Below are 25191 nucleotides of genomic sequence, written 5' to 3'. Positions count from 1 at the left end.
CTGCATTAGCGTTAGCATCGCTTATGTGAGGATCGATGCACAGCTGGCCGCCACTGTCGCCGCCGCCGTGGACGAGGGCAGCTTCGACGCAGCCGCACGGCGCCTGCACATCACGCCGTCGGCGGTGAGCCAGCGCATCAAGGCCGTCGAGCAGCAGCTCGGACGCGTGGTGGTCGTGCGCTCCCGTCCGGTGCGCGCCACCGAAGCCGGTGAGGCGCTGATCAGGCTGGCGCGACAGGTGCAGCTGCTCGAGCACGACGCCGTCGGCGCGTTCGGGTTGGGCGACGTCGACGGCGCGGCGCCGAGGATCCGCGTGCCGCTGGCCGTGAACGCCGACTCGATGGCCACCTGGTTCCTGGCTCCCATCGCGCGCGTCGCGCAGCAGCATCCGATCGATGTCGACCTGCACCGCGACGATCAGGACTACACCGCTCGGCTGCTGGAATCGGGGGAGGTGATGGCAGCCGTCACCAGCGAGTCCGCGCCGGTCGGCGGCAGTGCGGTCACGCCGCTGGGCGTGCTGGAGTACCGCGCCATGGCGACGGCCGACTATATCGCGCGCTGGTTCCCGCACGGCGTGACGGCAGACGCGCTGCAGATCGCGCCGTTCGTGGATTTCGATCGGCGCGACGACCTGCAGCAGGACTGGCTGCGGGCCAGGGGAGTGGACCCGTGGTCGGTGCCGAGGCACTACGTGCCGGCATCCCACGACTTCTCGCAGGCGGTGCGGCTCGGGCTCGGCTGGGGGCTGATCCCCGCGCCGCAGGCGAGCGACGATCTCATCGAGCTGGGCGGCCCGCCGACGCGCGTGCCGCTGTACTGGCAGCAGTGGAATCTGCGTTCGCCCCTGCTGGATGCCCTCGCCGCCGAGGTCCTCGCCGAGGCCCGCCACATCCTCGCGCCGCTGTAGGGCGCCCTGTTGCCAGCCCCTCTCTTCCGCCGAGAGCACGGGACCTCGCCGAGTGCACGGGAACCTCGCGTGAACAGGGCGTGCGGTCGGCGAGATGTCGTGCTCTCGACGCGGATGCGGAGGAAGCGACGCGGATGCCGAGGCGGGTCAGTCCGAGAGGGCCAGCGCGCGGAACATGTCGCGCTCGCGCAGCGACGAGCGTCGGCTGGGTGCCAGCGGGCCGCGGCTGGGCGGCGTCTGGCCTGTGGTCCGGTGGTACAGCTCGTCGATCAGTCGGTTGGCAAGTCCCACCAGACGGGTGATCTGCTTCTCGTCGCGGTCGATCCACACGCACTTCGGCTCGTCGTGAACGGGCTGGAAGTCGACGTGCTCCTCCCACACGAACAGCGTGCGCTCGGCTCCCAGCACATACTGCTGCCACCAGATCTGGCGCAGGTAGTGGCGCGGGATGCTGCTCCACGACTTGTTGGTGGTCTTGATCTCGGACAGCAGGATGCGGCCGTCGGCCTCCTGCACGACACCGTCGGGGGTCGCGAGGTGGCGCTGCTCGACCTCGGCGCGGAAGAGCGCGGACGAGGGCAGGATGCCGTGGGTCGCGGCCACCCAGGAGGCGATCGCCGGCTCGCGACGGCGACCGTGATCGGTGTACGCGTTGCCCTGGAAGTGCGGCCCCCGGCCGAGCTTCGCATCCGCCGCGCGGGCGATCGACGTCTCGCTGGAGAGCCCGGCGACGTCGGTGGCCGTGATCCCGCGAGTGCGGGCGCGGAGCCAGGAGACCCTGTCGCTGGAGTCCGCGATGATGCGGGCCTGGAGTTCCGGGGTCACCCTCCGAGGCTACCCCTCGCCCCGCCCTCGCCCTGCGCGCCCACGCCGCACCCGCTCTCCCTTGCCCCGCATCCTCGCCCCTGCTCACCGTCCCCGCCCCTGCTGAGTGACGCAGCTGAGCGGGGGCGGCGGCGGCCAGCAGGGGCGGCGGCGCGAAGGATGGCCGGCGACTCCTTCTGCACAATCCGGGGCGCACGACGATTCCATCGGGAGCCTGTGGATAACGGCGGATCGGGCAGGAGCGGTGTCGAAGATCAGAGGATGCGGAAGACCATAGACATCGCCGGAGCGCGAAAGCTGATCCGTACGCGAGCACAGCTGCTGGCGCAGGGGCACTCCGAGCGCGACGTCCGACGACTGGTCACGCAAGGCATTCTCCGCCGAGTCCGCAACGACCGCTATGTGCGCACCGAGCAGTGGGAGGAACTCTGGAACGAGGGGCGCCACCTGGTGGAGGTCGTGGCCACCCATCTCAACTCCGCCGCACCCGGTCCCGTGTTCTGGGGACCCTCGGCCGCGGTCCTGCATGCGTTGCCGCTGTACCGGATGGCGCCGACGAACGTGCACGCGGCGATCCTCGGAGCGCGGCACGGGCGCACGACGGCCGGGGTGAGGTGGCACCGCATCCCGGTGGATCCTGTCGACATCGTCGAGTTCGCAGGCATCCGGTGCACGTCGCTGGATCGCACGATCCTCGACCTCGGATGCACGACGTCATCTCCGGTTTCGCTGTCGGCGGCGGATGCTGCGCAGCGCAGCGAGACCGTGACCGGTCAGGTGCGGGATGCGGATCTCGCCCGGGACTGGAGAGAGCGGATGCTGGCGCGCGCGGAACGCGCCCACCGCCCGGGAATCCGGCGTGCTCGCAGGATCATCGGCCTGGCAGACGGGCGCGCACAGCTGCCTGGGGAGAGCGTGAGCAGGCTCCATCTGCTGAATCTGGGATTCGCCGAACCCGACCTGCAGATGCACGTGGTGGGATCCGCAGGGGATGACTACTGGCTCGATTTCGGATTCCGACGCTCCCAGTGCTTCGGCGAGTTCGACGGACAGGGGAAGTATCTGGACGACAGCATCCGCGGGGAGAAGAGCGCGGAAGAGGTCGTGCTGGCCGAGAAACGACGCGAGGACGATATCCGCGGCGTCACCGGGTGGCGCATCGCGCGGTGGGGCTCGTCCGACATCCGGACCGCGACGACGTTCGGCGCGAGGCTCGCAGCCTTCGGCATCCACCCACCGGGGTGACGTGCAGGGATCTCGCCCCTGCTGAGCGTCCTCGCCCCTGCTCAATGACGCAGCTGAGCAGGGGCGGTGACGGCCAACAGGGGCGGCGAGCGTCATGAGGAGGAGAAGAGGAGAGGGGGCGGGATTTGGGGAGAGAGTGGGGGATGCCGTAGAGTGGGGGCAACCGAAGACCGCCGGTCATCGTCGTGCGCGAGCACGAGGATCGAAGCACTGCTCAGCAGGGGCCCGCGCAGGTGTCATAGAGAGTTTCTCCTCGAGATCCACGCTCCGTGCGCTTGCGCCGGAGCGTTTTTGTTTGACACGCGGGTGGTCGGGGCCGATGTCGCGCAGCCGCGCGGCATCCGTACACGTTAGGAGTGACCATGGCGCAGAAGGATGCAACGGTTGCCGAGCTCACGAAGAACTTCGAGAACTCGAACGCCGTCCTGCTGACCGAGTACCGCGGTCTGACGGTTGCCCAGCTCAAGCAGCTGCGCAACAGCATCCGTCAGGACGCGGAGTACGCCGTGGTGAAGAACACGCTGACCAAGATCGCCGCGAACGCCGCGGGGATCACGTCGCTGGACGACGACCTCAAGGGTCCGTCGGCTGTGGCGTTCGTGCACGGTGACTTCGTCGCCACTGCCAAGGCTCTTCGTGACTTCGCCAAGGCCAACCCGCTTCTCGTGATCAAGGGCGCCGTGTTCGAGGGCAACACCCTCGACGCCGCCCAGGTCGACAAGTACGCCTCGCTCGAGAGCCGTGAGGTTCTGCTGGCGAAGGCAGCGGGCATGATGAAGGCGACGATGGGCAAGGCTGCTGCCACCATCGACGCGCTTCGCGAAAAGCTGGAGACCGCCGAGGCCGCGTGAGCGACCGGCGTCTTCCCCACACAAACCCCACGTATTAGGAGAAACATCATGGCGAAGCTCACCACTGAGGAGCTGCTGGAGCAGTTCGCTGGTCTGACCCTTGTCGAGCTCAGCGAGTTCGTGAAGGCGTTCGAGGAGAAGTTCGACGTCACCGCTGCCGCCCCCGTCGCCGTCGCCGGCGCCGCTGGTGCAGGTGCCGCTGAGGCCGAGGAGGAGAAGGACTCGTTCGACGTCATCCTCGAGTCGGTCGGCGACAAGAAGATCCAGGTCATCAAGGCCGTCCGCGAGCTCACTTCGCTGGGCCTCGGCGAGGCCAAGGCCGTCGTCGACGGTGCTCCGAAGGCTGTCCTCGAGGGCGCCAACAAGGAGACCGCCGACAAGGCGAAGGAGGCCCTCGAGGCCGCCGGCGCCACCGTCGTCCTCAAGTAAGTCGCAGCGCGCGAGCGCAGACTTCTTCCAGAAGGCCCCGGGTTCGCCCGGGGCCTTCTGGCGTACCTTGGGCGACGCTTCGCCTGTACGGAGCGAGAGCGACGCTTCGACGGGCTCAGCGACCCCGGGGACGCTATGCCCGAGGAGCGGCGGTGGATGCCCGGACCACAAGCTCCGAGGGCAGCACGCGCTGCGCGGGAGCGCCATCCGGGGCAGCGACGCGATCCTGCAGCAGCTCGACCGCGGTCAGGCCCTGGACGCGCGGCTGCTGGCGCATGGTGGTCAGCGCGAACATCTCCGCATGCTGGTGATCGTCGATGCCGATGACGCTGAGCTCCGCGGGCACGGAGATGCCGAGACGCCGGGTCGCGATGATGGCGCCGATCGCGGCTTCGTCGCACACGGCGACCAGCGCGGTCGGACGGTTCTGCCTGTCGCCCAGCAAACGCACGGCCGCCTCGTAGCCGCCGGGCATGGTCGGCTCGCCATCGGCATGGCGGATGCGATCGCCGAGGCCCGCGGCGGTCATCGCGGCTCGGTATCCAGCCAGCCGTCGATCATCGCCGAAGGCGTGCAGAGCGGCATCCGTCGTGCCGCCCAGGAAGACGATGTCGCGGTGCCCGAGGTCGATGAGGTGCTCGGTGGCGACGCGGGCCGCACCCTCGTCGTCGATCGTCACCGCGCTGACGTCGCCGCGGTACGCGCCCACGCACACCAGCGGCGACTCGACCAGCATCAGGCGCTCCAGTTCGCGGGCGTTGGGCTGGATCCCGACGGCGATGATCCCGTCGAGGCGGCGCCGCGGGAGGACCTCCTCGAACAGGAGCGCGCGTCGAGGGGTGCCCTCCTGGATGCCGTAGAGCACCAGGTCGAGTCCGGAGGCGAGGAGTTCTTCCTGGATGCCGGCCAGCAGCTCCGCGAAGAACCACCGGTCCAGCGCGGGCATGATCACGCCCACCGAGAGCGAGCGTCCGGTGGCCAGGCTCATGGCCGAGGAGTGCCCGATGTAATCCAGCGCGGCGGCCGCCGCCTGCACCTTCGCGCGGGTCGACGCAGATACGTAGCCGCCTCCGCTCAGCGCACGGCTGGCGGTCGCCTTGGAGACGCCGGCGCGCGCGGCGACGTCCGCGATCGTGCTCATCGGTCCTCCGGGGTGGGTCCTGCACAGCGTATCCGGAACTCGAGTCGAACGGAACCGGTTCCACACGATAGGCTATGGGAGCGCTCCCACAGGTCGCATCACGTATCCGCAACGGTTGCGGATATCTGTGAGCGTGGCGTTGTGAAAGGGCGCCCGGGGCAAGTAGGTTGTCCTGGAATCGGTTCCTCAAAGCTGCGGAGATCGCAGCCGACGGGGGCTGAGATCCATCCGAAGAGGAGAAAACACATGGCTTTGTCACAGCGATACCGCCTGCTCGCTCCCCTCGCCCTGGTCGGTGCGGCTGCAATCGCCCTGACCGGTTGCGCGGAGGCGACACCCGGCGGAGGCAATGGCGGCGATCAGGGCAAGACGACCGTCCGCATCTCCGGTGGCATCACCGGCTCGGAGGCCACCGACCTCAACAAGACGTTCGAGCAGTTCACCAAGGACACCGGTATCAAGGTCGAGTACACCGGCGACAAGAGCTTCGAGGGCAACATCGTCACCAAGGTGACCGGTGGCGACGCCCCCGACATCGCGATCGTCCCGCAGCCGGGCCTGCTGAAGAGCCTGGTCGAGACCGGCAAGGTCAAGGCCGCGCCGGACAGCGTCTCGAAGGCCGTCGACGCCAACTGGTCCGCGGACTGGAAGAAGTACGGCACGATCGACGGCACGTTCTACTCCGCTCCGATGCTGGCCAACCTCAAGGGCTACATCTGGTACTCGCCTGCGAAGTTCAAGGAGTGGGGCGTCGAGGTCCCCAAGACCTGGGACGACATGATCAAGCTCACCGACACGATCCGTCAGAAGACCGGCACCGCTCCGTGGTGCGCGGGCTTCGCCTCCGGTGACGCGTCCGGCTGGCCGGGAACCGACTGGATCGAGGACCTGGTCCTGCGCGACTCCGGCCCCGACGTCTACGACCAGTGGGTCGACGGCAAGGTGAAGTTCACCGACCCGCAGATCAAGGACGCCTTCGACGCCGTCGGCTCGATCCTGCAGAACAAGGACTACGTCAACGCCGGCTTCGGCGATGTGAAGAGCATCAACTCGACCGCGTTCGGTGACGTCGCGGCCAAGGTCGCCGACGGCACCTGCGCACTGACCCACCAGGCCTCGTTCCTGTCGGCGAACTTCCTCGACGTGAAGAACGCCGCAGGGGAGACCCCGAAGGTGGCGCCCGACGGTGACGTGTACGCGTTCATCATGCCCGGCACCAAGGAGGGCGAGCTGCAGGTCGAGGGCGGCGGCGAGTTCGTCGCCGGCTTCAACGCCGATAAGTCCACCGTCAAGGTGCTCGAGTTCATGGCCTCGCCCGAGTTCGCGGATGCCCGCGTCAAGCTCGGCGGTGTGATCTCCGCCAACAAGAACGCCGACCCGACGCTCGCGTCGAGCGAGTTCCTGCAGGACGCCATGAAGACGCTGCAGGACCCGAGCACGACGTTCCGCTTCGACGCATCCGACCTGATGCCGGCCACCGTCGGCTCCGGGTCGTTCTGGAAGGGCATGGTCGACTGGATCGATGGCAAGGCCACCGACCAGGTGCTCAGCGACATCCAGGCCGGTTACGAGAACTGATCGGTCGCGCTAGTCTGAGCGCAACCTGCTGACGGATGCGGGGTCGGGCACACCAGCTCGGCCCCGCATCCGCACCACCAGAAGGGGAATCCATGTCACAGGTCATCGTCGACGAGACAGAGACGGACACGGGCGGCGAGCTTCCGCAGACCACGCACGGCGTCGATGCCAAGGGGCGTGCGATCACCCGCACGCTCGTCGTGGTCGGCTTCGCGCTGATCGTCGCGCTGTTCTTCCTGCTGCTGTTCTCGGCGCCCGTCGAGGATCCCGCCCGCATCGCGCTGGGCTCGGTCTCGCTGAACACGTTCTTCATGTGGCTGGGGGAGATGCCGCCGCTCGTGCAGATCCCCGTGGTGCTGCTGGCCTTCGGCATCGTGGTGGCGATCCTGCTGGTGCTCATCGAGTACGCACCGCGCCCGGGCAAGGGCTACTTCGTCATGCGGCTGGTCGCGTGCCTGGTGATCCCGGTGCTCTCCTTCATGCTGCTGCGCCCGTACGCCAATGCGGTGCTGTACGTCGTGGCCATCGCCCTGCTCTCCGGTGCGCTGCTGTTCTTCGCGGACTACCGCTCGCGGCAGGGCGCGGGCTACCTGTTCCAGCTCATCCTCTTCATGGCCCCGGCGGCGATCATGCTGCTGATGGGCCTGATCTACCCGGCCGTCGCGACGATCTTCAAGTCGTTCTTCGACAAGACCGGCAAGGACTTCGTCGGGCTGGACAACTACATCTGGGTGTTCACGAACCCGGTCGGCACCTGGTCGGTGATCAACACCCTCATCTGGGCGCTGCTGGCGCCCACCATCTCGGTCGCCTTCGGTCTCGCCTACGCCGTCTTCATCGACAGGGCGCGCGGCGAGAAGATCCTCAAGGTGCTCGTGTTCATGCCGGTCGCGATCTCGTTCGTGGGCGCCGGCATCATCTGGAAGTTCATGTACGACTACCGGCAGGGCGACCAGCTCGGCCTGCTGAACGCCATCGTCACGATGTTCGGCGGCGATCCTGTCAACTGGCTGGCGGTCAAGCCGCTGCTGAACACCATCATGCTGCTGATCGTGTTCATCTGGACGCAGACCGGCTTCGCGATGGTGATCCTCTCGGCCGCCATCAAGGCCGTGCCCGTCGAGCAGATGGAGGCCGCGGAGCTGGATGGCACCAACGCGTGGCAGCGGTTCACGAACGTCACCGTCCCGGGCATCCGCTCTTCTCTGATCGTCGTGCTGACGACCATCACGATCATGTCTCTGAAGGTGTACGACATCGTCGCCGTGATGACCGGCGGTCGCGATGACACCACCGTGCTGGGCTTCGAGATGGTCAACCAGCAGCAGCGCTTCCAGAGCTACGGGCACTCCTCGGCGCTGGCCGTGGTGCTGTTCCTGTTCGTGCTGCCGCTGATCGTCTACAACGCCCGATCCATGACCAAGCAGAGGGAGATCCGCTGATGAGCGCCACCGAAGCCATCGTCCGCGACACCCGCTCCAAGCGTCAGGTCGCCAGGGACACGCGCCGCACCGAGGCCATCGCCCACAAGAAGCTCACCTCCAAGGGCGCGACGATCGCCGCCGTGATCATCGCCTTCTTCTGGACGATCCCCACCTTCGGCCTGTTCGTCACCTCGTTCCGGCCTGGCGCCGACACGCAGACCACCGGATGGTGGACGGTGTTCACCGACCCGAAGTTCACGCTCGACAACTACGTGCAGGCGCTCACCTCGGGCGGCACGTCGACCACGCTGGCCGTGGCGTTCGTGAACTCGCTGGCCATCACCATCCCGGCCACGGTCATCCCGATCGCGCTGGCGTCGCTGGCCGCGTACGCCTTCGCCTGGATCGACTTCAAGGGCCGCAACCTGCTGTTCGTCTTCGTGTTCGCGCTGCAGATCGTGCCGCTGCAGATGGCCCTGGTGCCGCTGCTGAGCCTGTTCTCCAACGGCCTCACCATCGGCGACGTGCAGGTGTTCCCCGGTTACACGCTGAACGACCTGGACTACAGCTTCGCCCGGGTGTGGATCGCGCATGCGATCTTCGCGCTGCCGCTGGCCACGTTCATGCTGCACAACTTCATCTCCGAGATCCCCGGCGATGTCGTCGAGGCGGCGCGCGTGGACGGCGCCGGCCACGGACAGGTGTTCTTCCGCATCATCCTGCCGCTGGCGATGCCCGCCATCGCCTCGTTCGGCATCTTCCAGTTCCTCTGGGTGTGGAACGACCTGCTGGTCGCGACGATCTTCGCCTCGCCCGGCGCACTGCCGATCACCCAGGCGCTGAACTCGCTGTCGGGCACGTGGGGCAACCGCTGGTTCCTGCAGTCGGCCGGTACCTTCATCTCGATCATCGTCCCGCTGATCGTGTTCTTCGCCCTGCAGCGCTTCTTCGTGCGCGGCCTGCTGGCCGGCGCGACGAAGGGCTGATCCCGTCGGCATCTGGCATCCTGTCGCGTCTCGCGGCGTAACAGGATGCCGGATGCCGCAGCGCCCGCGCGTAGCGTGAGAGGGCTGTCCGCCTGCCCTGAGGAGTGCCATGTCCGACCGCGCGTTCGCCACCCGAGCCATCCATGCCGGGCAGACGCCCGACCCGGTCACCGGTGCGATCGTGCCGCCGATCTATCAGGCGTCCACGCATGTGCAGGACGGCATCAACGTGCACCGCGGCGGGTTCGAGTACAACCGTGCGGGCAATCCGACGCGGTCGTCGCTGGAGACGCAGGTCGCCGCGCTCGAGGGCGGGGCGTCGGCGTACTCGTTCGCCTCCGGGCTGGCCGCCGAGGACGCGCTGCTGCGCGGCATCCTCAAGCCCGGCGATCACGTGCTGCTGGGCGCCGACGTGTACGGCGGCACCTACCGGCTGCTGGATGCCGTCTTGGTGCCGTGGGGGATCACGGTCAGCACCGCCGACCTGCAGGATCTGGATGCCGTGCGCGCTGCGCTGCGTCCCGAGACCCGCATCGTCTGGCTGGAGACGCCGTCGAACCCGCTGCTGAAGATCGTCGACATCGCGGCGGTCGCCGAGATCGCGCATGCCGGCGGCGCGCTGCTGGTCGCGGACAACACCTTCGCGTCGCCGGCGCTGCAGCGCCCGCTGGAGCTGGGAGCGGATGCCGTGGTGCACTCCACCACCAAGTACCTGGGCGGGCACTCCGACGTGCTGGGCGGTGCCGTCGTGCTGGGGGATGACCGGTTCGCGCAGGCCGTGAGCGACCAGCAGTTCGTCGTCGGCGCGGTGTCGGCGCCGATGGATGCGTGGCTCACCACCCGAGGCATCAAGACGCTGTCCGTGCGGGTGCGCCAGCACTGCGAGAACGCCCAGGCGCTCGCGGAGTGGGCGGCAGAACGGCCGGAGTTCTCCGAGGTCTACTACCCGGGGCTCCCGTCGCATCCCGGCCACGACATCGCCGCACGGCAGATGAGCGGGTTCGGCGGGATGCTGTCACTGGGCCTTGCCGCGGGCCCTGCGGCCGCGCGCGCGTTCACGGAGTCGACCACGCTGTTCCAGCTGGCGGAGTCCCTCGGCGGGGTCGAGTCGCTGCTGTGCTACCCGCCGGAGATGACGCACGCGGCACTGCGCGGCACCCCGCTGGCAGTGCCGGAGAACATCGTGCGCCTGTCGGTGGGCATCGAGGACGTCGCCGATCTCATCGCCGATCTCGAGGAGACGCTGGAGCGCATCGCCCGCTGACTCCGGCGCGTCCCGAGGCGAGTAGCATGGGAGACTTCCGCTGCGCCGAATCGATTCGAGCGCAGCATCCGCTCCTCTTCTGAAAGTCCTCCGTGAGCGACCAGCGCACCCCCACCGGAAGCATCCGCGCCGTCACCGGCGCCATCCGCACGTCCACGCCCACCGGGGCCATCCGCACCCTCGGCGCGGACCCGGCGACCGCGCCGATCATGCTGCATCCCGGCGATGCCATCTCCACCCGGCGGCGGGTGCTGTACATCATCCTGCTCGGCGCGCTCACGGCGCTCGGCCCGTTCACGATCGACCTGTACCTGCCGGCGTTCCCCGAACTCGAGGCGGACTTCGACACCTCCGCCGCCATGATCCAGCTGACCCTGACCGGCACGATGATCGGCTTCGCGATCGGGCAGCTGATCGTCGGCCCGCTCAGCGACAAGGTCGGCCGGCGCGTGCCGCTGATCGTCGTGACCGCGCTGCACGTGCTCTCCAGCATCGCGGCCGCCATCGCCCCCGATCTGATCCTGCTGGGAACCGCACGCGTGGTGATGGGCATCGGCGCCGCGGCCGGCGGCGTGGTGGCGATGGCCATCGTGCGCGACCTGTTCGGCGGCAGGCGACTGGTGGTCATGCTCTCGCGGCTGGCGCTGGTCTCGGGCGTCGCACCCGTGATCGCGCCCATCATCGGCTCCGGGCTTCTGACGGTCATGCCGTGGCGGGGCATCTTCGTGGTGCTGGCGGGGTACGGCGCCGTGATGCTGCTGGCGACGATCCTGCTGATGCCCGAGACCCTGCCGCGCGAGCGGCGCCAGGAGCGCGGCTCCAGCACGGTGCTGCAGCGCTATCGCAGCGTGTTCTCGGATCGCGTGTTCGTCGGCGTGCTGATCATCGGTGCGATGACGTTCTCGGGGCTGTTCTCGTACCTGTCGGCGTCGCCGTTCCTGTTCCAGCAGACGCACGGGCTGAACCCGCAGGAGTACGGCCTGCTGTTCGCCGCCAACTCGTTGGGCGTGGTCGGCGGCGTGCAGGCGGCGGCACGACTGGCGGCGCGGTTCGGCCCGCAGTGGGTGATGGCGTACTCCACCGGGACACTGCTCGTCTCCGGAGCCACCATCATCGTCTGCGACCAGGTCGGCGCCGGATTCTGGGGCACGGTGATCCCGCTGTGGCTGTTCATGACCGCGTGCGGCTTCACTTTCCCGTGCGTGCAGGTGCTCGCGCTGGATAGGCACGGCAAGGCCGCCGGCACCGCGGCATCCGTGCTCGGCGCCAGCAACAACGGCGTCGCGGCCATCATCTCGCCCGCCGTCGGCCTGATCTCGGCGGGCTCGGGCATCACGGCGACGACCATGGCCATCGTGATGGTCGGCTGCGCGGTGGTGGCGATCCTGGCGCTGTGGCTGATCGTGCGCCCGCGCCAGGTCGCGATGCTCGCGCCCTGAGCGCGTCAGCCCATCAGGGTGAGCAGCACGTGCGAGGGCTCGACGGCCTCCAGCTCGTGCGGCTCGAATGCCGTCACCTGGATCGTCCCGCCGGCGGTGAGGTCGTACTCGACGCCGTCCACGCGGAACAGGATGCGGCCGGACACGACCTGCACGAGGATCGGCACCGGGGCACGGTGCTGGCGCAGCACGGCGCCGGCATCCATCACCAGCGTGCGGATCTTGAACCCGTCGCCGTCCATCGTGCGATGCGGACGCACGCGGCCCTCCTCCACGGGGTGCGCGGCGACGAGGTCGGCCGCCGAGGCGGCCAGGAGCAGATGGGACGTGGCGAAGCTCATAGCCCGAGGATATCCCCGCCCGCGCAGGGCCGGCGGAGTCGCGGGCAGAATGGGGTGATGGTGCGAACTCGGATGCTGGTCGGCGGCACCGCCCTGCTGGCCGGAGCCGTCGTGCTGGGACTGGTCGCGGTGACGGCGTTCGGCGGCGGGGTGAACGGACTCGATCAGGGCTGGCACGATCTGACGAAGGGCATCCGGCAGCCGTGGATGCTGGCGATCTCGTACGCGCTGAACTGGATCGGCGGCGGGTGGCGCGCCTCGCTGCTGGTGCCGCTGCTGCTGATCGCGGCGCTCGTGATCGTCCGAAGGTGGAGGGCCGCCGTGTTCGCGGCCGCGTCGCTGGTGCTGAGCGTCGCCCTCGCGCAGCTGCTGAAGGCGCTGTTCAGCAGGGCCCGTCCTGAGGACATGCTGGTGGTCTCGGATCCGGGATCATTCCCCTCCGGGCATACGGCCAACGCCGCGACGCTGGCGGTGATCCTGTATCTGATCTTCCCACGACGATGGGTGGCCGTGCTGGGGGCGATCTGGACCGTCGCGATGGCGCTGTCGAGGACGATCCTCAGCGTGCACTGGCTCACCGACACCATCGGCGGGATGCTGGTCGGCTCGGCTGCCGTGGTGCTGGTCGCCGCGGTTGCGGGGCCGTGGGCGTCGCTAGGCTGGATGGGTTCCGGCATCCGCCCGGACGTGAAGGAGCCGTCCGTGTCGAGCATCCGTCCCTACCGTCCCTCCGATCGCGATGCGATGTACGAGGTGTGCGTGAGGACGGCGGATGTCGGACGCGACGCGACCGGTATGTTCACCGACGATCGGCTGTGGGGCGACATCTTCGCCGTGCCGTACGTCGAGCGGCATCCGGACCTCTGCTGGGTCGTCGAGTCCGAGGACGGCCGCACGATCGGCTATATCGTCTCCACGGATGACACCGAGGCGTTCGAGGCCTGGTTCCACGACGCGTGGTGGCCGAGCGTCTCAGGCCGTTATCCGCTGTCGGGCGGGGCCGAGCCCACGCGCCAGGACAGCATGATCGGCTATGCCGCCCGACGCGCTCCGGGCCGGGAGCCGCACGTCGCCGAGTACCCCGCGCACCTGCACATCGACCTGCTGCCCGAGACGCAGGGCCAGGGTCTGGGCCGCCGTCTGATCGAGACGCTGTTCGCCGAGCTGCGCCGTCGCGGCGTGACCGGCCTGCACCTGGGCATGAATCCCGAGAACGCCGGCGCCGGCGCGTTCTACGAGCGCCTCGGCATGCGCCGCCTGGAGGCCGGCTCCGACACCACCATGTACGGGGTGCGGTTCGACTGAGCCGCCGGGGCTGAGTCTGGCGGGATCAACTGCCCAGCGGATGCCGTGCGGCGAGCACTTCGTTGAGCGCCTCGGTGCTCGACGGATGCGTCCAGATGCTGTCGCGCAGCTCGGCGGCCGTCACGTCGTGGCGCATCGCGAGTGCGACGAGGTTGATGACCTCCTGAGCGTCGATCGAGAACACCGCGGCACCGAGGACCAGGTCGGTGTCCGCGTCGATGAGCAGCTTGATGAGCCCGTGGGTCTCGCCGACGATCTTCGGGCGAGGCATCGCGGCGATGTCGGCGATGGGCTTGGATGCGACCAGCACACGTCGTCCGCTCTCCCTCGCCTGAGCCTCGTTCATGCCCACGCGACCGAGGGGAGGGGTGAGGAACACCGTGTAGGGGACGGCCATGCGGTCCGTGGTCGACCGGACGCCCGACCCGTCCAGCTGGTCCATCACGATCCGGTTGTCGTCCAGTGAGATGTAGGTGAACTGGGGCCCGCCGTTGACGTCGCCGACGGCGAAGATGTGCGGCACCGAGGTGCGCAGCCGGTCATCGACCACGACGTAGCCTCGCTCGTCGACCGCGACGCCGGCGGTGGCGAGTCCGAGCTCGGCGGTGACCGGTCGCCGTCCGACCGCCACGAGCACGGCATCCGTCGTGAGCGTCCGGCTCTGGTCGCCGACGGCGAGGGCGACGGTCGTGCTCCCTGCTTCGTCTCGGATGCTGCGCACATCGCCGCCGAGAATGATCTGCACTCCGGTTTCCTCGAGCAGGGTCCGGGCGGCATCCGCCACGTCACGGTCCTCGTTGCGCATGAACGTGTCGCCGTGGTCGATGAGGGTGACCTGCGACCCGAACTTCGAGAACATGCCGGCGAACTCCAGGCCGACGTACCCGCCGCCGATGACGACGAGCCGCTGCGGGAGCGGGTCGACATGCTGGATGGTGGTCGAATCGAACACCCGCGAGCTCTCGACCGGGAAGCGTGGTTCGGCGGGCGCGGTTCCGGTGTTGATGATGATCGCCTCGGCGTGGACGGTCAGGGTGTCCTCGCCGGCGCTGACCTGCACCTCGTGCGCGCCGGTGAACCGGGCATGGCCGTCGATGAGTGTCACGGTGTCGACCTCGGCGAGCATCGCGTGGTTGCGGGCGCGCAGCTTCTCGGTCAGCGCATCGCGGCCCGCGACGGCGGTGGTGAACCACGCCTGCGGGTCATCCTCGGGGCGGCGCTCGGAGGCGCTGTGCACGAGGTCCTTCGTCGGGATGCACGCGATGTTGATGCAGCTGCCGCCGTACATCGCCGTCGACTGCTCCACGAGGGCGACGGATCGCCCCTTGCGGCCGAGGGCTCCGGCGAGGGTCTTGCCGCCCTTGCCCCATCCGATGACGAGCACATCCACATCGATATCAGCCATGGGGGACACTCTAGGCGCGTGGAGCCTCTGGCCGCGTGGGGCCCTGGGGCGGCGACGTGCCAACCGCCGTCGCAAACGCAAGAAGACCCCCGCTGGCGCGGAGGTCTTCTTGCGTTCTGGCGGTGACGGCGGGATTCGAACCCGCGGTTGCTTGCACAACACACGCTTTCCAAGCGTGCTCCTTCGGCCGCTCGGACACGTCACCAGGAAACAACCTGTCCATCCTATCCGATGCCGGGAGCGCCGACGAACCGCTCGAGAAGCCCACGTAGAATCTGGAGGTGCCCACCCCCAAGATCGTGCTGTTCTACGCGTTCACGCCGCTGGCGGATCCCGACGCGATCCGGCTGTGGCAGCGCGACCTGGGCGCGGCTCTGAAGCTCCGCGGGCGCATCCTCATCTCGAAGGACGGCATCAACGGCACGCTCGGCGGCGACCTGCCGGCGGTGAAGAAGTGGCTGCGCAGGTTCCGCGAGTACCCGGCGTTCAAGGATGCCGACGTCAAGTGGAGCGAGGGCACCGCGCTCGATGAGGACGGGTACAGCCTCGACTTCCCGAAGCTCAGCGTGAAGGTGCGCGAGGGGATCGTCTCGTTCGGCGCGCCGGGCGAGCTGCAGGTCGACGAGCACGGCGTGATCGGCGGCGGTGTGCGCCTGAACCCCCAGCAGCTGCACGAACTGGTCGCGCAGCGCGGCGACGACGTGGTCTTCTTCGACGGACGCAACGCCCTGGAAGCGGAGATCGGGCGATTCCGCAACGCGGTCGTACCCGAGGCCGACACCACCCGCGACTTCGTGCGGCTGCTGGACGACGGCGCCTTCGACGATCTGAAGGGCAGGCCGGTCGTCACGTACTGCACCGGCGGCATCCGCTGCGAGGTGCTGTCCAGCCTGATGGTCTCCCGCGGGTTCGGCGAGGTGTACCAGCTCGACGGCGGCATCGCCCGCTATGGCGAGACGTACGGCGACGACGGGCTGTGGGAGGGGTCGCTGTACGTGTTCGACAGGCGCGGGTCGGTCGACTTCTCCGACCATGCCGCCGTCATCGGCCAGTGCGTCGGATGCGGTGCATCCACCAGCCGCACCGCCAACTGCCCCGAGGCATCCTGCCGCCGCCAGTTCGTGGTGTGCGAAGCGTGCGATGCGGTGCCCTGCCCCGAGCACGCGGCCTGAGACGGGCTTTCAGCCCAACCTAAGCCCGTCTATTTGCGCCGAATGCGCCGAAACTGGCCGAAAACGCCGCGTTAGACGCGAATAGGCGGGCTTTCAGCGGCGGCGGGCGAACAGCGAAGCGGGCAGCAGGCGCGCCAGCACGCGCTGGCGCGAGTCCACGCTCGCGCCGAGCTGGGCGAGCACGACCCGCAGCGGGTTCGCCAGGTTCCCGGCATCCGGTGTCCGCTCGGCGTAGCTGGCATGCTCCACGGCCCGCACGATCGGGGCGAGCGCCACGGGGTCCACTCCTCGCGTCAGCGCCAGGGCGTCGGCCCGCACCCGCGCCGTCTGCGCCTCGGGCGCGGCCAGGCCCAGATCGACCAGCGTGTCGGAGAGCTCCTGCCAGGCGGCCATCGCGTCGCCCGACCGGGCCCTGCCCACGCGGGAGGCCCGCCGCACCTCGCGCACCAGCATCGGCAGCAGGAGCACCACCAGGATGCCGAGCACCGTCAGCGTGACGGGCGTCGGGTTCAGGGCTCGCAACGGTGCCGCGCCGCTGGAGCCGACGTCGTCCCGGGGGCCCCTGGAGCTGGTGGGTGCGGCCGATGCGCCATCCGTCGGCGCGCTCGAGGGCTTCGGCGCCTCGGGACCGTCGCCGCTGCCGCCGGCCGCTGCAGCGATGAAGTCGGTCGGCACGCCCAGCGTGGCCGTCGGCTCGAACGGCACCCAGCCGATGCCCTCGAAGAACACCTCGGGCCAGGAGTGCAGCTGGTCGCTGGACACCGAGTAGATCAGATTCTCGCCGCGCTTCTCGCCCGTGGAGGTACCGGGCAGGTATCCGACGACGATCCGCACGGGCATGTCCAGCGACTGCGCCATCAGCGCGAAGGCGCCCGCGAAGTGGATGCAATAGCCGGTGCGCTTCTCGAGGAACGTCGCCACGGCATCCGCGCCGGTGCCGTCGAAGCCCTCGTCGACGGGGGCGTCCAGTGAGTAGGTGAACTCGCTGCGGAACCAGTTCTGCAGCGCGATCAGCCTGTCGTAGTCGGTGTCGGCCCTCGCGGTGACCTGCCGGGCCAGCTCGCCGATGATGGGCGGCAGATCGTCGGGCAGCGGCGGCACGGGCACGCCGGATGCCGACGACGCGCGGATCTGCTCGAGCGTCGGCACCGCGGTCTCGGCGGTGACCGTGTAGTCGCTGCCGGCGGCATCCGCTGTGCGACTGATGACCGTGCGATTCTCGGGGATAGCCGACCAGCCCTCGCCCGCGTCCTTGATGCTCTCCGGGGCGTATGGCACGGGCAGTCGGTCGCTGGAGACGCCGGTCACCCGGATCGACACCTCGCTCTTCACGGTCTTGATGCCGTCGCCCCAGTCGGGGGCGCCGAAGCCGTCGCTCAGCGCCACGCGGTCGCCGCGGTCGGGCCGCCAGACGTCGCCGTCGAAGCGCGACAGCGTGGCCAGCCGGAGATACGGCGGGTTGGCGGAGGACGTCACCAGCGTCAGCGCCTCGATGCCCTCCGGACGGCGCAGGTCGCTGCCCAGGTTCAGGTCGGCGTTGATGGTCAGCATCGGTCCGGTGCCCGGCAGAGCGGATGCCACGGGCAGGACCGGCGCGAGCACCAGCGCCGCGACGACGGTCAGCGCTCCGGCGGTCGTCGCCACCATGAACGATGCGCCGCGGGGTGCGCGCGGATCGTGCCGGGCGCCGAACCTCAGCAGCAGCAGGATCACGATCGCCTGCATCACGAACCACACGATGTTGATCGCACCGAAGGAGATGAGGATGGGCATCACGCCCACGACCGAGGTGAACACCACCGCGAGCAGCACCAACCGGTTCGCGACCAGCTGGTCGATCAGGATCGCGACGACGACGAACACCAGGCCCAGCAGGGTCGCCATCGGCACGGTCGCCTCGATGGGAGCGACCCCGTTCATGATCTCGTCGACGCTCTGGCTCAGCCGCAGCCCGATCAGGCGCACGGTCTGCCCGGTGGGGATGAGGCCGGCGATCGCGGTCTCCGAGGCCAGCGTCGCGGTGCCCGCCATGGCTGCGGCGATCGCCTGCACCAGCAGCACCAGCGGACTGCGGATGCCGGCGCGCACAGCCGCGAGCGAGAGTCGGGCGAGGATGCCGCTGACGCCGACCGCGATGACGATCGTGACGATCACGAACGTCCACAGCCCCGGTCGCACGGCGCCGGTGTACGGCCACAGCGTCACGAACGCGGCCAGCATGGCCAGCATCCCGGCCCCGGCCGGTGAGATCGGCCGGCGCACGGGGCGTGCCGTGGTCTCAGACATGCTGCACCGTCGTGAACGGGAGAGCGGATGCCCACGCCGCGGCCAGCTCGGCGGGATCCGTCGTGCCGGTGGGGAGGACGGACGGATGCCAGCCGTGCGACCGCACGGAGGCCAGTGCCTCGGCACTCGCGGATGCCGCGAACAGCAGCGGGGCTGCGGCGCCGGCGGTGCTGAGCTTCTCGGCATCCTCGTCGTCCAGGACACCCGTGATGAGGATCAGCGGGCCAGGCGCCGTGCTGCCGACGACGGAGCGGATGTCGTGCGCCTCGCCGCGCGGCTCGACGGTGGCCAGGGCGATGAGCATGTCCTCGCGGTCCTCCTCGTGCCCGCGCAGGGCGCCCAGAGGGTTGCCTGCCGCGTCGACCACGTCGACGCTGTAGCCGTCCTGGGCCAGCCTCAGCGCGGCGGAGGCGCACAGCGACACCGCCTGCTCGAAGGCCGGATCGGGATCCTCGCCGGGACGCGCCCAGCGGCCGGCGGTGCGGTCGAGCACCACCATCGCGTCGGGGCTGGCCTCTTCCTCCTCCTGACGCACCATCAGGCTGCCGCGATGCGCGGTGGCGCGCCAGTGGATGCGCCGGCGCGAGTCGCCGGACGAGTAGGGGCGGGGGATGAGGTTGTCGGCGCCCTGCCCGATCCGGGTGGAACGGGTCTGCGCGGTGCCGCCGGCCGCGCCGACCTTGGTGGGCAGGGGCGCAAGCGCCACGGTCTGCGGGATGACGGTGATCGTGCGGGTGTCGCCGAAGGCCTGCTCGCGCCTGGCGAGTCCGAACGGATCGGTGGTGCGCAGCATGAGCGGGCCCAGCGTGGACACCCCGCGGCGCATGCCCTCCACGTCGTAGCGCAGCGCGTCGTCGGGGTAGTCGCCGGTGGCGTCGCCGCGGACGGCGGCGGGCAGCACGTCGCGCCAGATCCCGTTCGGGATGCCGAACGACCACAGATCGAACCGCACCGTCACGCGCGACGTCTCGCCGACAGCCATCAGATCGGTGGAGATCTGCCGCGTCACCTCGCCGCGTCGCCGCGGCATCCGCACGATCATCAGACACACCACCGGCAGAGCCGCCAGCAGCACGCCGATGTACAGCAACGGTCGCGCCGCGGCGATGTTCGCAGCGACGATCAGCAGGATGCCCGAGAGCAGGCATCCCCATCCTCGTGCGGTCAACGGGCGACTGCGGGACATGGTGCTCAGCGGCGGGTGCCGGCGAACGGCACGGGCACGCGGGAGATGATCTGCGTGAGGGCGGCCTCCACCGGCTGGGCGCCGGCGCGGTGCATGCCGCGGGCGGCCAGCAGGCGATGCGCGAACACCGGGATGACGAGGTCGGCGATGTCGTCGGGCACCACGAACTCGCGGCCGTCGAGCGCTGCGCGCACCTTCGCCGCGCGCACCAGCTGCAGCGTGGCGCGCGGGCTGGCGCCCAGGTGCAGGCCCGGGTCCTGACGAGTGGCCTGCGCGATGGCGACGGCGTACTCCTCGAGGGACTCCGCGACGTGCACGCGGCGGGTCCAGGCGATGAGGGAGCGGATGCCGGCGGCGTCGACCACCGGGGCGACCGAGGCCAGCGGGTTGGAGCGCTCGCGCTGGCGCAGCATGAGCGTCTCGGCCGCCGCATCCGGATAGCCCATCGAGATGCGCATCATGAATCTGTCGCGCTGGGCCTCGGGGAGCGGATAGGTGCCCTCCATCTCCAGCGGGTTCTGCGTGGCGACGACGAGGAACGGCTCTGGCAGCAGGTGCGTGGAGCCGTCGACGGTGACCTGCTGCTCCTCCATGGCCTCGAGCAGGGCGGACTGCGTCTTGGGTGAGGCGCGGTTGATCTCGTCGGCGATGACGATGTTGGCGAACACGGCGCCGCGCTTGAACTCGAACTCGCGGTCGGCCGGGTCGTACACGGCCACGCCGGTGACGTCGCCCGGCAGCAGGTCGGGCGTGAACTGGATGCGGCGGACGGTGGCGTCCACGCTGGCTGCCAGAGCCCGGGCGAGCATCGTCTTGCCGACACCGGGAACGTCTTCGATGAGAAGGTGCCCCTCGGCGAACAGGCAGGTCAGCGCGCTGCGCACGGCCTCGGGCTTTCCGTCGATGACCGAGGAGACGGAGGCGATGATCCGCGAGGTCTGCTCGGCGAAGACCTCGGCGGTGATCTGGGCGGTGCTCGGCTCGGTCAACTGCTCTGGCATGCGGTGGCTTCCCTTCGCAACGGTGCGAACTCCGATCGTATCTCGGCTGGGTGAACCAGGGGTTGCCGGTGGGTGCCTGAGCCTGTCGAGAGGCTGCCTCCGCGTCGGGTAGACTCGTGGACGGCTCTCCGCGTGACGGCATCCAGGCCAATTCCCCCAGGGCGGAAACGCAGCAAGGGTAACCGGGCTCTGCTGGGTGCGCGGAGGGTCTTTTTTCTTGCCCCGGGGCATCGGGTCGCGCTCGGACTGCTCACCGGAACACCTGCGAGGATCGTCGTGTGACAGCATCCGCTCTTCCGGCTCCGCGCTCCTCGTCGAAGGGGTCGCGCTTTCTCGCGCCGGTCGGGCTGCTGGCGCTGATGTGGGCGATCCAGTTCGCGGATGCCGTGCTGCCCGGGACGTTCGTCGGCTGGGGGCTGCGCTCGTGGGACCTCGGCAGTCTGCAGGGCCTCGTGCTCGGACCGCTGCTGCACGCGAACTGGGCGCATCTGATCGGCAACTCCGTGCCGTTCCTCATCCTCGGATGCCTGGTGGCTGTGGAGGGGGCTGGGCGGTTCTGGGCGGTCACCGGTGTGGTCGCGCTGGTCGGCGGGGCCGGAACGTGGCTGCTGAATGCGCCGGGCACGCTCACCGTGGGCGCATCCGTGCTGGTGTTCGGATACTTCGGCTACGTCGTGCTGCGCGTGATCGCACCAGGGCGGATCGCGCATCGGCTGGCGTATGCCGGGATCGCACTGATCGTCATCGTGCTCTACGGCACCACCGTGCTGGGCGGGATCTTCGGAGCAGGCCCCGGCGTCTCGTGGCAGGCGCATCTGTTCGGCGCGATCGGCGGCGGGCTCGTCGCGTTCATCGGCAGGCGGAGGGAGCCTCAGGAGTGAGCGTCCGCCGCTCGAGGGCGACCATCCTGCGCCGTCGCGCGCGCCGGAGGCGGGAGTGGAAGCGGATGCTGCGAATCGCCGCGATCACGGTGTCGGTGGCGCTCGCGGCATCCGCTCTGCTGGTGGGGATCGGGATGCTGACTCGACAGTCGCCGTCCGAGACGTACTGCGTGACGGAGCCGTCGACGTTCCCTGCGCAGGGCGTTGACGGCTGGAGCGGCGACCAGCTCGAGAACGCGGCGATCATCGTGCGCACCGCGCAGGGCATGGGATTCGAGCGCGATGGGCAGATCCTGGGCGTGATGGCCGCGATGGGTGAGAGCTCGCTGCACAACATCGACTACGGCGACTGGGAGACATCGGGAGTGACGAATCCCGACGGCAGCCGCACGACGAGTGTGGGGCTGTTCCAGCAGCAGAAGTGGTGGGGGAGCGTCGCCGAGAGGATGGATCCTGCCGTTGCGGCTGGAAAGTTCTACGCACGGCTGAAGAAGCTTCCGGACTGGCAGGGGATGCCGGCGTCGCACGCGATCCACCGGGTGCAGGTCAACGCGGATCAGGAGCACTACGCGAGGTTCCAGGGGGATGCCGAGGACGTGGTCGATGCACTGTCGGGGGAGTGCGGCGGTAGGGCTTGAGCCTGGTCCGTGGTTCGGCTGCTGGGTCCCTGAGCCCGTCGAAGGGTCGAGTGTCGGTGCATACTGATAGGGAAGATTTGTTCGAAGATTAATGCAATACAAGGAAGGAATATTAGAAGAAAAGCTTGACTTATTAGTGGGGCGTTCGTAGGCTGGAGGCATGTCAGCTCCCCTGGAGAATCTGCACGAGGCCGTGTCGGTCATCGATGCGGCGTGGGTGGATGCTGACCAAGGACTGGGCCGGTCCGAGCTGTTGTCGGTGAACGCGGCGATCGGGTCCGCGCGGCGAGCACTGGACGCTCTGCAGGCGCGGGTGGCGGCGGGGATCGCGCATGAGTCGCGCCCCGAGCTGGGCGCAGAGTCGCTGGCGAAGCAGGCGGGTTTCAGAATCCCTGCAGCGTTGATCGCGGCGACCACCGGAGTCTCGACGGGGGATGCCGGCCGGCTGGTGAAGGTCGGGGAGGCGGTCGCGCCACGGGCTGACCTGGTGGGGGATCGGATGCCGCCGAAGTACCCGGGCGTGGATTCAGCTCTGTCGGAGGGGATGCTGGGCGCTGCCGCGTCTGCGGTGATCGTGGAGCTCCTGGACCGGGTCCGCGTCGGACGCGACGCCGATGAGGTCGCCGATGTTGAGGCGCGGCTGGTGGAGCGCGCGGTCGGGCTGTCGCTGGATGATGTGCGTCGACTGGTCAAGCGCGCCGAGATGCTCCTGGAAGAGGACCGGCTCGAAGCTCGAGAAGAGGAGCGTCGTGCCGCGCGCTCGCTGACCTATTTCGAGAAGGACGGGAACTTCCACCTGTACCTTGTCACTCCGGTCGAGGAGGGTGCCCCGATCCGCGCAGCCCTCGATGGGTACGTGACGGCGCAGTTCCAGGCCCGCAAAGACGAGGAAGGTGCTGGTGCTGGTGCCGGTGCCGGTGGGGCGGACGAGGATCGTCGGACGGTCGCGATGATGCGCGCTGACGGACTCATGCTGTTCTGCGAGCACGTGCTCGACTGCGGCGCCTCGGTTCCTGTAGCCGGAGCCACTGTGATCGTTCGGATCGGCCTCGACGACCTCGAAGCGGGTACTGGGCACGGCACGATCGACGGGATCGATCAGCCGGTCAGCGTGGCCGCGGTGCGGCGGATGGCCGCATCCGGCGGAGTGATCCCCTGCGTCCTCGACGGTTCCGGGGAGATCCTGGACTGGGGACGGGAGCGGCGGCTTTTCACTCCGGCGCAGAAGCTCGCCCTCGCAGAGCGTGACGGCGGCTGCGCGAGATGCGGACTCCCACCCGGGATGACCAAAGCCCACCACCTGGCCTGGTGGAAACGCGACGCCGGACCGACGGACCTGTCCAACGGTGTCCTGCTGTGCGAGTCCTGCCATCACCGCATCCACGACAACGGCTGGGACATCCGCATCGATGACCCACCCGGCACGAGCGTCGGCACCACCACGACCCGGCGCGGGACGGGCGTCAACATCCACGCTCGAGTCTGGTTCATCCCACCTGCCCACGTCGACCCCGCCCGCACCCCACAACTCGGCGGACGCGCCCGCTACGACATCGCCGCCTGAGCGACGGCGCGCCGCGGGGCTCACGGGGCCCGGGCCGTCTCGCCCCGCCCGCTGAGCCCGTCGGAGTGCCGTCCTTCAGGTTGCTCACGGGCTCGCTGACGTTATCGAAGCGTCGTCGGCGCGGGCCACCCCTCCCACTGCTCGCTAGGCTGAAGGCATGTCGCTGGCCGCCGCCGTCATCACCGTTTCCGACCGCTCGTCTCGCGGTGAGCGGGCCGATGCGTCCGGGCCCATCGCCGTCGCGGCGCTGCGCGAGGCGGGCTTCGACGTCGGCGACGCGATCATCGTGCCCGACGGTGCCGATGAGGTGGAACGCATCCTCCAGGCGACGCTGCAGCGCGGCATCCGCCTGATCGTCACCACCGGTGGAACCGGCATCGGCCCGAGAGACCGCACCCCCGAGGGGACGACTCGCGTGCTGGAGCGCGAGATCCCCGGCATCGCCGAAGAGCTGCGTCGTCGGGGCGCCGCCCAGAAGCCCGCCGCCCTGCTCTCCCGCGGACTCGCAGGCGTCGTCGGGGACGCCCTGATCGTGAACCTGCCCGGTTCGACGGCCGCCGTCACCGACGGCATCCGACTCGTGCTCGAGATCGCGAAGCACACCCTCGGACAGCTCGAAGGAGAGGACCACCGATGAACATCCGCCTCGCGCAGATCAGCACCGAGCCGCTGGACGTCGACGCGCACCGCGCCGCCGTCGTGGACCCGCGCATGGGGGCCGAGATCACCTTCGTCGGTCTGGTGCGCGACAACGACGAGGATGCCGCGACGCCGGTCGTCGCGTTGGAGTACACGTCTCACCCCGATGCCGAGAAGACGCTGCGCGAGTTGTGCGCCGAGGCCATCGGCGACACCGACGCCATCGTCGCGGCCAGCCATCGCATCGGCCGACTCGAGGTCGGTGAGACCGCGGTGATCGTCGCGGTGGCGGCCGGCCATCGCGGCGTCGCCTACGACGTCTCTCGAACCCTCATCGAAGCCATCAAGCACCGCCTGCCCATCTGGAAGCGCCAGGTCGAGTCCGGCGGCGCGACCGTCTGGAAGGGCCTCGGCGGCTGACCGTCAGCACCGCACGAGAGCAGGAGTCAGCCCCCGGCGAAGGGCGGCAGCACGTCGACCACGGCGTCGCCGCCGAGCGGCCACGAGTCGTCCACGCGCGCGCCGTCGACCAGTACCGAGCAGCGCGGCAGGATCTCCGCCAGCTTGGGGTGATCATCGCGCAGGGCAGCGGTCAGCGCGGCGAGCGTCGCCGCATCCACGGTCAGCTGCGAGCTGCCGACGGCCTCCTCGGCCGCGGCGAAGAACCTCACCTGTGCCATG

At 69.2% G+C, this 25191-nt stretch carries 24 protein-coding genes, 1 tRNA gene and 1 other RNA gene; 17 read left to right on the top strand and 9 right to left on the bottom strand.

What is annotated here, in order from left to right:
• Positions 1 to 25 precede the first annotated feature (25 nt).
• On the top strand, positions 26 to 910 hold the full coding sequence (locus Q0568_RS09555; protein ID WP_298865743.1) for a LysR family transcriptional regulator ArgP: 885 nt from the start codon (positions 26 to 28) through the stop codon (positions 908 to 910).
• Positions 911 to 1057: 147 nt separating this feature from the next.
• Here Q0568_RS09555 and Q0568_RS09550 read toward each other — a convergent pair whose 3' ends face one another.
• Positions 1058 to 1735 carry a YqaJ viral recombinase family protein gene (locus tag Q0568_RS09550; protein ID WP_298865741.1) on the bottom strand — a complete coding sequence of 226 codons (678 nt, stop codon included), beginning with the start codon at positions 1733 to 1735 and terminating at the stop codon, positions 1058 to 1060.
• Between the two features lie 261 nt (positions 1736 to 1996).
• On the opposite strand from Q0568_RS09550, the gene Q0568_RS09545 reads away from it, so the two are divergent.
• The 3 genes from Q0568_RS09545 (at position 1997) to rplL (ending at position 4260) form a co-directional block, all read left to right on the top strand.
• A complete protein-coding gene (locus Q0568_RS09545; RefSeq protein WP_298865739.1) occupies positions 1997 to 2980 on the top strand; it encodes a hypothetical protein in 984 nt (327 codons plus the stop codon).
• A gap of 362 nt (positions 2981 to 3342) precedes the next feature.
• On the top strand, positions 3343 to 3831 hold the full coding sequence (gene rplJ / locus Q0568_RS09540; protein ID WP_298865737.1) for a 50S ribosomal protein L10: 489 nt from the start codon (positions 3343 to 3345) through the stop codon (positions 3829 to 3831).
• A gap of 48 nt (positions 3832 to 3879) precedes the next feature.
• Positions 3880 to 4260 (top strand): 50S ribosomal protein L7/L12, encoded by a 381-nt coding sequence (gene rplL / locus Q0568_RS09535; protein WP_298865734.1) that lies wholly within the window; start codon positions 3880 to 3882, stop codon positions 4258 to 4260.
• A gap of 133 nt (positions 4261 to 4393) precedes the next feature.
• Here the strand turns inward: rplL and Q0568_RS09530 are convergent, their stop codons facing one another.
• Positions 4394 to 5401, bottom strand: a complete 1008-nt coding sequence (locus Q0568_RS09530; RefSeq protein WP_298865733.1) for a LacI family DNA-binding transcriptional regulator — start codon at positions 5399 to 5401, stop codon at positions 4394 to 4396.
• 246 nt (positions 5402 to 5647) lie between these two features.
• Here Q0568_RS09530 and Q0568_RS09525 point away from each other — a divergent pair, with 246 nt between their 5' ends.
• The 5 genes from Q0568_RS09525 to Q0568_RS09505 all read left to right on the top strand — a co-directional run bounded on the left by Q0568_RS09525 (position 5648) and on the right by Q0568_RS09505 (position 12092).
• The gene (locus tag Q0568_RS09525) at positions 5648 to 6979 is read left to right on the top strand and encodes an extracellular solute-binding protein (RefSeq protein ID WP_298865732.1); all 1332 of its coding nucleotides are present in this window, start codon (positions 5648 to 5650) and stop codon (positions 6977 to 6979) included.
• Positions 6980 to 7071: 92 nt separating this feature from the next.
• On the top strand, positions 7072 to 8421 hold the full coding sequence (locus Q0568_RS09520) for a carbohydrate ABC transporter permease (RefSeq protein WP_298865731.1): 1350 nt from the start codon (positions 7072 to 7074) through the stop codon (positions 8419 to 8421).
• Positions 8421 to 9389: a carbohydrate ABC transporter permease gene (locus Q0568_RS09515; RefSeq protein ID WP_298865730.1), complete on the top strand. Its 969-nt coding sequence runs from the start codon at positions 8421 to 8423 to the stop codon at positions 9387 to 9389. The genes Q0568_RS09520 and Q0568_RS09515 overlap by 1 nt, the downstream gene beginning before the upstream one ends.
• A 109-nt stretch (positions 9390 to 9498) precedes the next feature.
• On the top strand, positions 9499 to 10653 hold the full coding sequence (locus Q0568_RS09510; RefSeq protein ID WP_298865729.1) for a cystathionine gamma-synthase: 1155 nt from the start codon (positions 9499 to 9501) through the stop codon (positions 10651 to 10653).
• A 209-nt stretch (positions 10654 to 10862) separates the two neighbouring features.
• Positions 10863 to 12092: a multidrug effflux MFS transporter gene (locus Q0568_RS09505; protein ID WP_298866033.1), complete on the top strand. Its 1230-nt coding sequence runs from the start codon at positions 10863 to 10865 to the stop codon at positions 12090 to 12092.
• A 5-nt stretch (positions 12093 to 12097) separates the two neighbouring features.
• Here Q0568_RS09505 and Q0568_RS09500 read toward each other — a convergent pair whose 3' ends face one another.
• Positions 12098 to 12433, bottom strand: coding sequence for a cupin domain-containing protein (locus Q0568_RS09500; RefSeq protein WP_298865728.1), 336 nt, complete (start codon positions 12431 to 12433; stop codon positions 12098 to 12100).
• 57 nt (positions 12434 to 12490) lie between these two features.
• Between Q0568_RS09500 and Q0568_RS17210 the strand changes: the two genes are divergently transcribed.
• The gene (locus Q0568_RS17210; protein WP_366941387.1) at positions 12491 to 13738 is read left to right on the top strand and encodes a GNAT family N-acetyltransferase; all 1248 of its coding nucleotides are present in this window, start codon (positions 12491 to 12493) and stop codon (positions 13736 to 13738) included.
• 25 nt (positions 13739 to 13763) lie between these two features.
• On the opposite strand, the gene Q0568_RS09485 is transcribed toward Q0568_RS17210, so the two are convergent.
• A complete protein-coding gene (locus Q0568_RS09485) occupies positions 13764 to 15143 on the bottom strand; it encodes an FAD-dependent oxidoreductase (protein WP_298865727.1) in 1380 nt (459 codons plus the stop codon).
• Positions 15144 to 15260: 117 nt separating this feature from the next.
• Positions 15261 to 15348: transfer RNA gene (locus tag Q0568_RS09480), tRNA-Ser, on the bottom strand.
• A 76-nt stretch (positions 15349 to 15424) separates the two neighbouring features.
• On the opposite strand from Q0568_RS09480, the gene Q0568_RS09475 reads away from it, so the two are divergent.
• A complete protein-coding gene (locus tag Q0568_RS09475) occupies positions 15425 to 16315 on the top strand; it encodes a rhodanese-related sulfurtransferase (RefSeq protein WP_298865726.1) in 891 nt (296 codons plus the stop codon).
• Between the two features lie 93 nt (positions 16316 to 16408).
• Here Q0568_RS09475 and Q0568_RS09470 read toward each other — a convergent pair whose 3' ends face one another.
• From Q0568_RS09470 to Q0568_RS09460, 3 genes are read right to left on the bottom strand one after another with little or no spacing between them, the layout of a single operon-like run.
• The gene (locus tag Q0568_RS09470) at positions 16409 to 18601 is read right to left on the bottom strand and encodes a DUF3488 and transglutaminase-like domain-containing protein (RefSeq protein ID WP_298865725.1); all 2193 of its coding nucleotides are present in this window, start codon (positions 18599 to 18601) and stop codon (positions 16409 to 16411) included.
• A complete protein-coding gene (locus Q0568_RS09465) occupies positions 18594 to 19787 on the bottom strand; it encodes a DUF58 domain-containing protein (protein ID WP_298865724.1) in 1194 nt (397 codons plus the stop codon). Before Q0568_RS09465 ends, Q0568_RS09470 begins: the two co-directional genes overlap by 8 nt.
• Positions 19788 to 19792: 5 nt before the next feature.
• Positions 19793 to 20788 (bottom strand): MoxR family ATPase, encoded by a 996-nt coding sequence (locus Q0568_RS09460; RefSeq protein ID WP_298865723.1) that lies wholly within the window; start codon positions 20786 to 20788, stop codon positions 19793 to 19795.
• Positions 20789 to 20907: 119 nt separating this feature from the next.
• On the opposite strand from Q0568_RS09460, the gene ffs reads away from it, so the two are divergent.
• The 6 genes from ffs (at position 20908) to Q0568_RS09430 (ending at position 24930) form a co-directional block, all read left to right on the top strand.
• An RNA gene (ffs, locus tag Q0568_RS09455) (signal recognition particle sRNA small type) lies at positions 20908 to 21004 on the top strand.
• Between the two features lie 62 nt (positions 21005 to 21066).
• Positions 21067 to 21669 carry a rhomboid family intramembrane serine protease gene (locus Q0568_RS09450; protein ID WP_298865722.1) on the top strand — a complete coding sequence of 201 codons (603 nt, stop codon included), beginning with the start codon at positions 21067 to 21069 and terminating at the stop codon, positions 21667 to 21669.
• Positions 21666 to 22307, top strand: a complete 642-nt coding sequence (locus tag Q0568_RS09445; protein WP_298865721.1) for a hypothetical protein — start codon at positions 21666 to 21668, stop codon at positions 22305 to 22307. The genes Q0568_RS09450 and Q0568_RS09445 overlap by 4 nt, the downstream gene beginning before the upstream one ends.
• Positions 22308 to 22467: 160 nt before the next feature.
• Positions 22468 to 23871, top strand: a complete 1404-nt coding sequence (locus Q0568_RS09440) for an HNH endonuclease signature motif containing protein (protein ID WP_298865720.1) — start codon at positions 22468 to 22470, stop codon at positions 23869 to 23871.
• 157 nt (positions 23872 to 24028) lie between these two features.
• Positions 24029 to 24508 carry a MogA/MoaB family molybdenum cofactor biosynthesis protein gene (locus Q0568_RS09435; RefSeq protein WP_298865719.1) on the top strand — a complete coding sequence of 160 codons (480 nt, stop codon included), beginning with the start codon at positions 24029 to 24031 and terminating at the stop codon, positions 24506 to 24508.
• Entirely contained in the window at positions 24505 to 24930 is a 426-nt protein-coding gene (locus tag Q0568_RS09430; protein ID WP_298865718.1) for a molybdenum cofactor biosynthesis protein MoaE, read from the top strand. The genes Q0568_RS09435 and Q0568_RS09430 overlap by 4 nt, the downstream gene beginning before the upstream one ends.
• 26 nt (positions 24931 to 24956) lie before the next feature.
• Here Q0568_RS09430 and Q0568_RS09425 read toward each other — a convergent pair whose 3' ends face one another.
• Positions 24957 to 25190 carry a MoaD/ThiS family protein gene (locus tag Q0568_RS09425; protein ID WP_298865717.1) on the bottom strand — a complete coding sequence of 78 codons (234 nt, stop codon included), beginning with the start codon at positions 25188 to 25190 and terminating at the stop codon, positions 24957 to 24959.
• Position 25191 lies beyond the last annotated feature (1 nt).

Origin of the sequence: uncultured Microbacterium sp. (assembly GCF_937927635.1) — a bacterium.
Taxonomy (GTDB): Bacteria; Actinomycetota; Actinomycetes; order Actinomycetales; family Microbacteriaceae; genus Microbacterium.
Note: the sequence above shows the minus strand (reverse complement) of the source record. Positions and strands in the feature narration are given on the sequence as shown.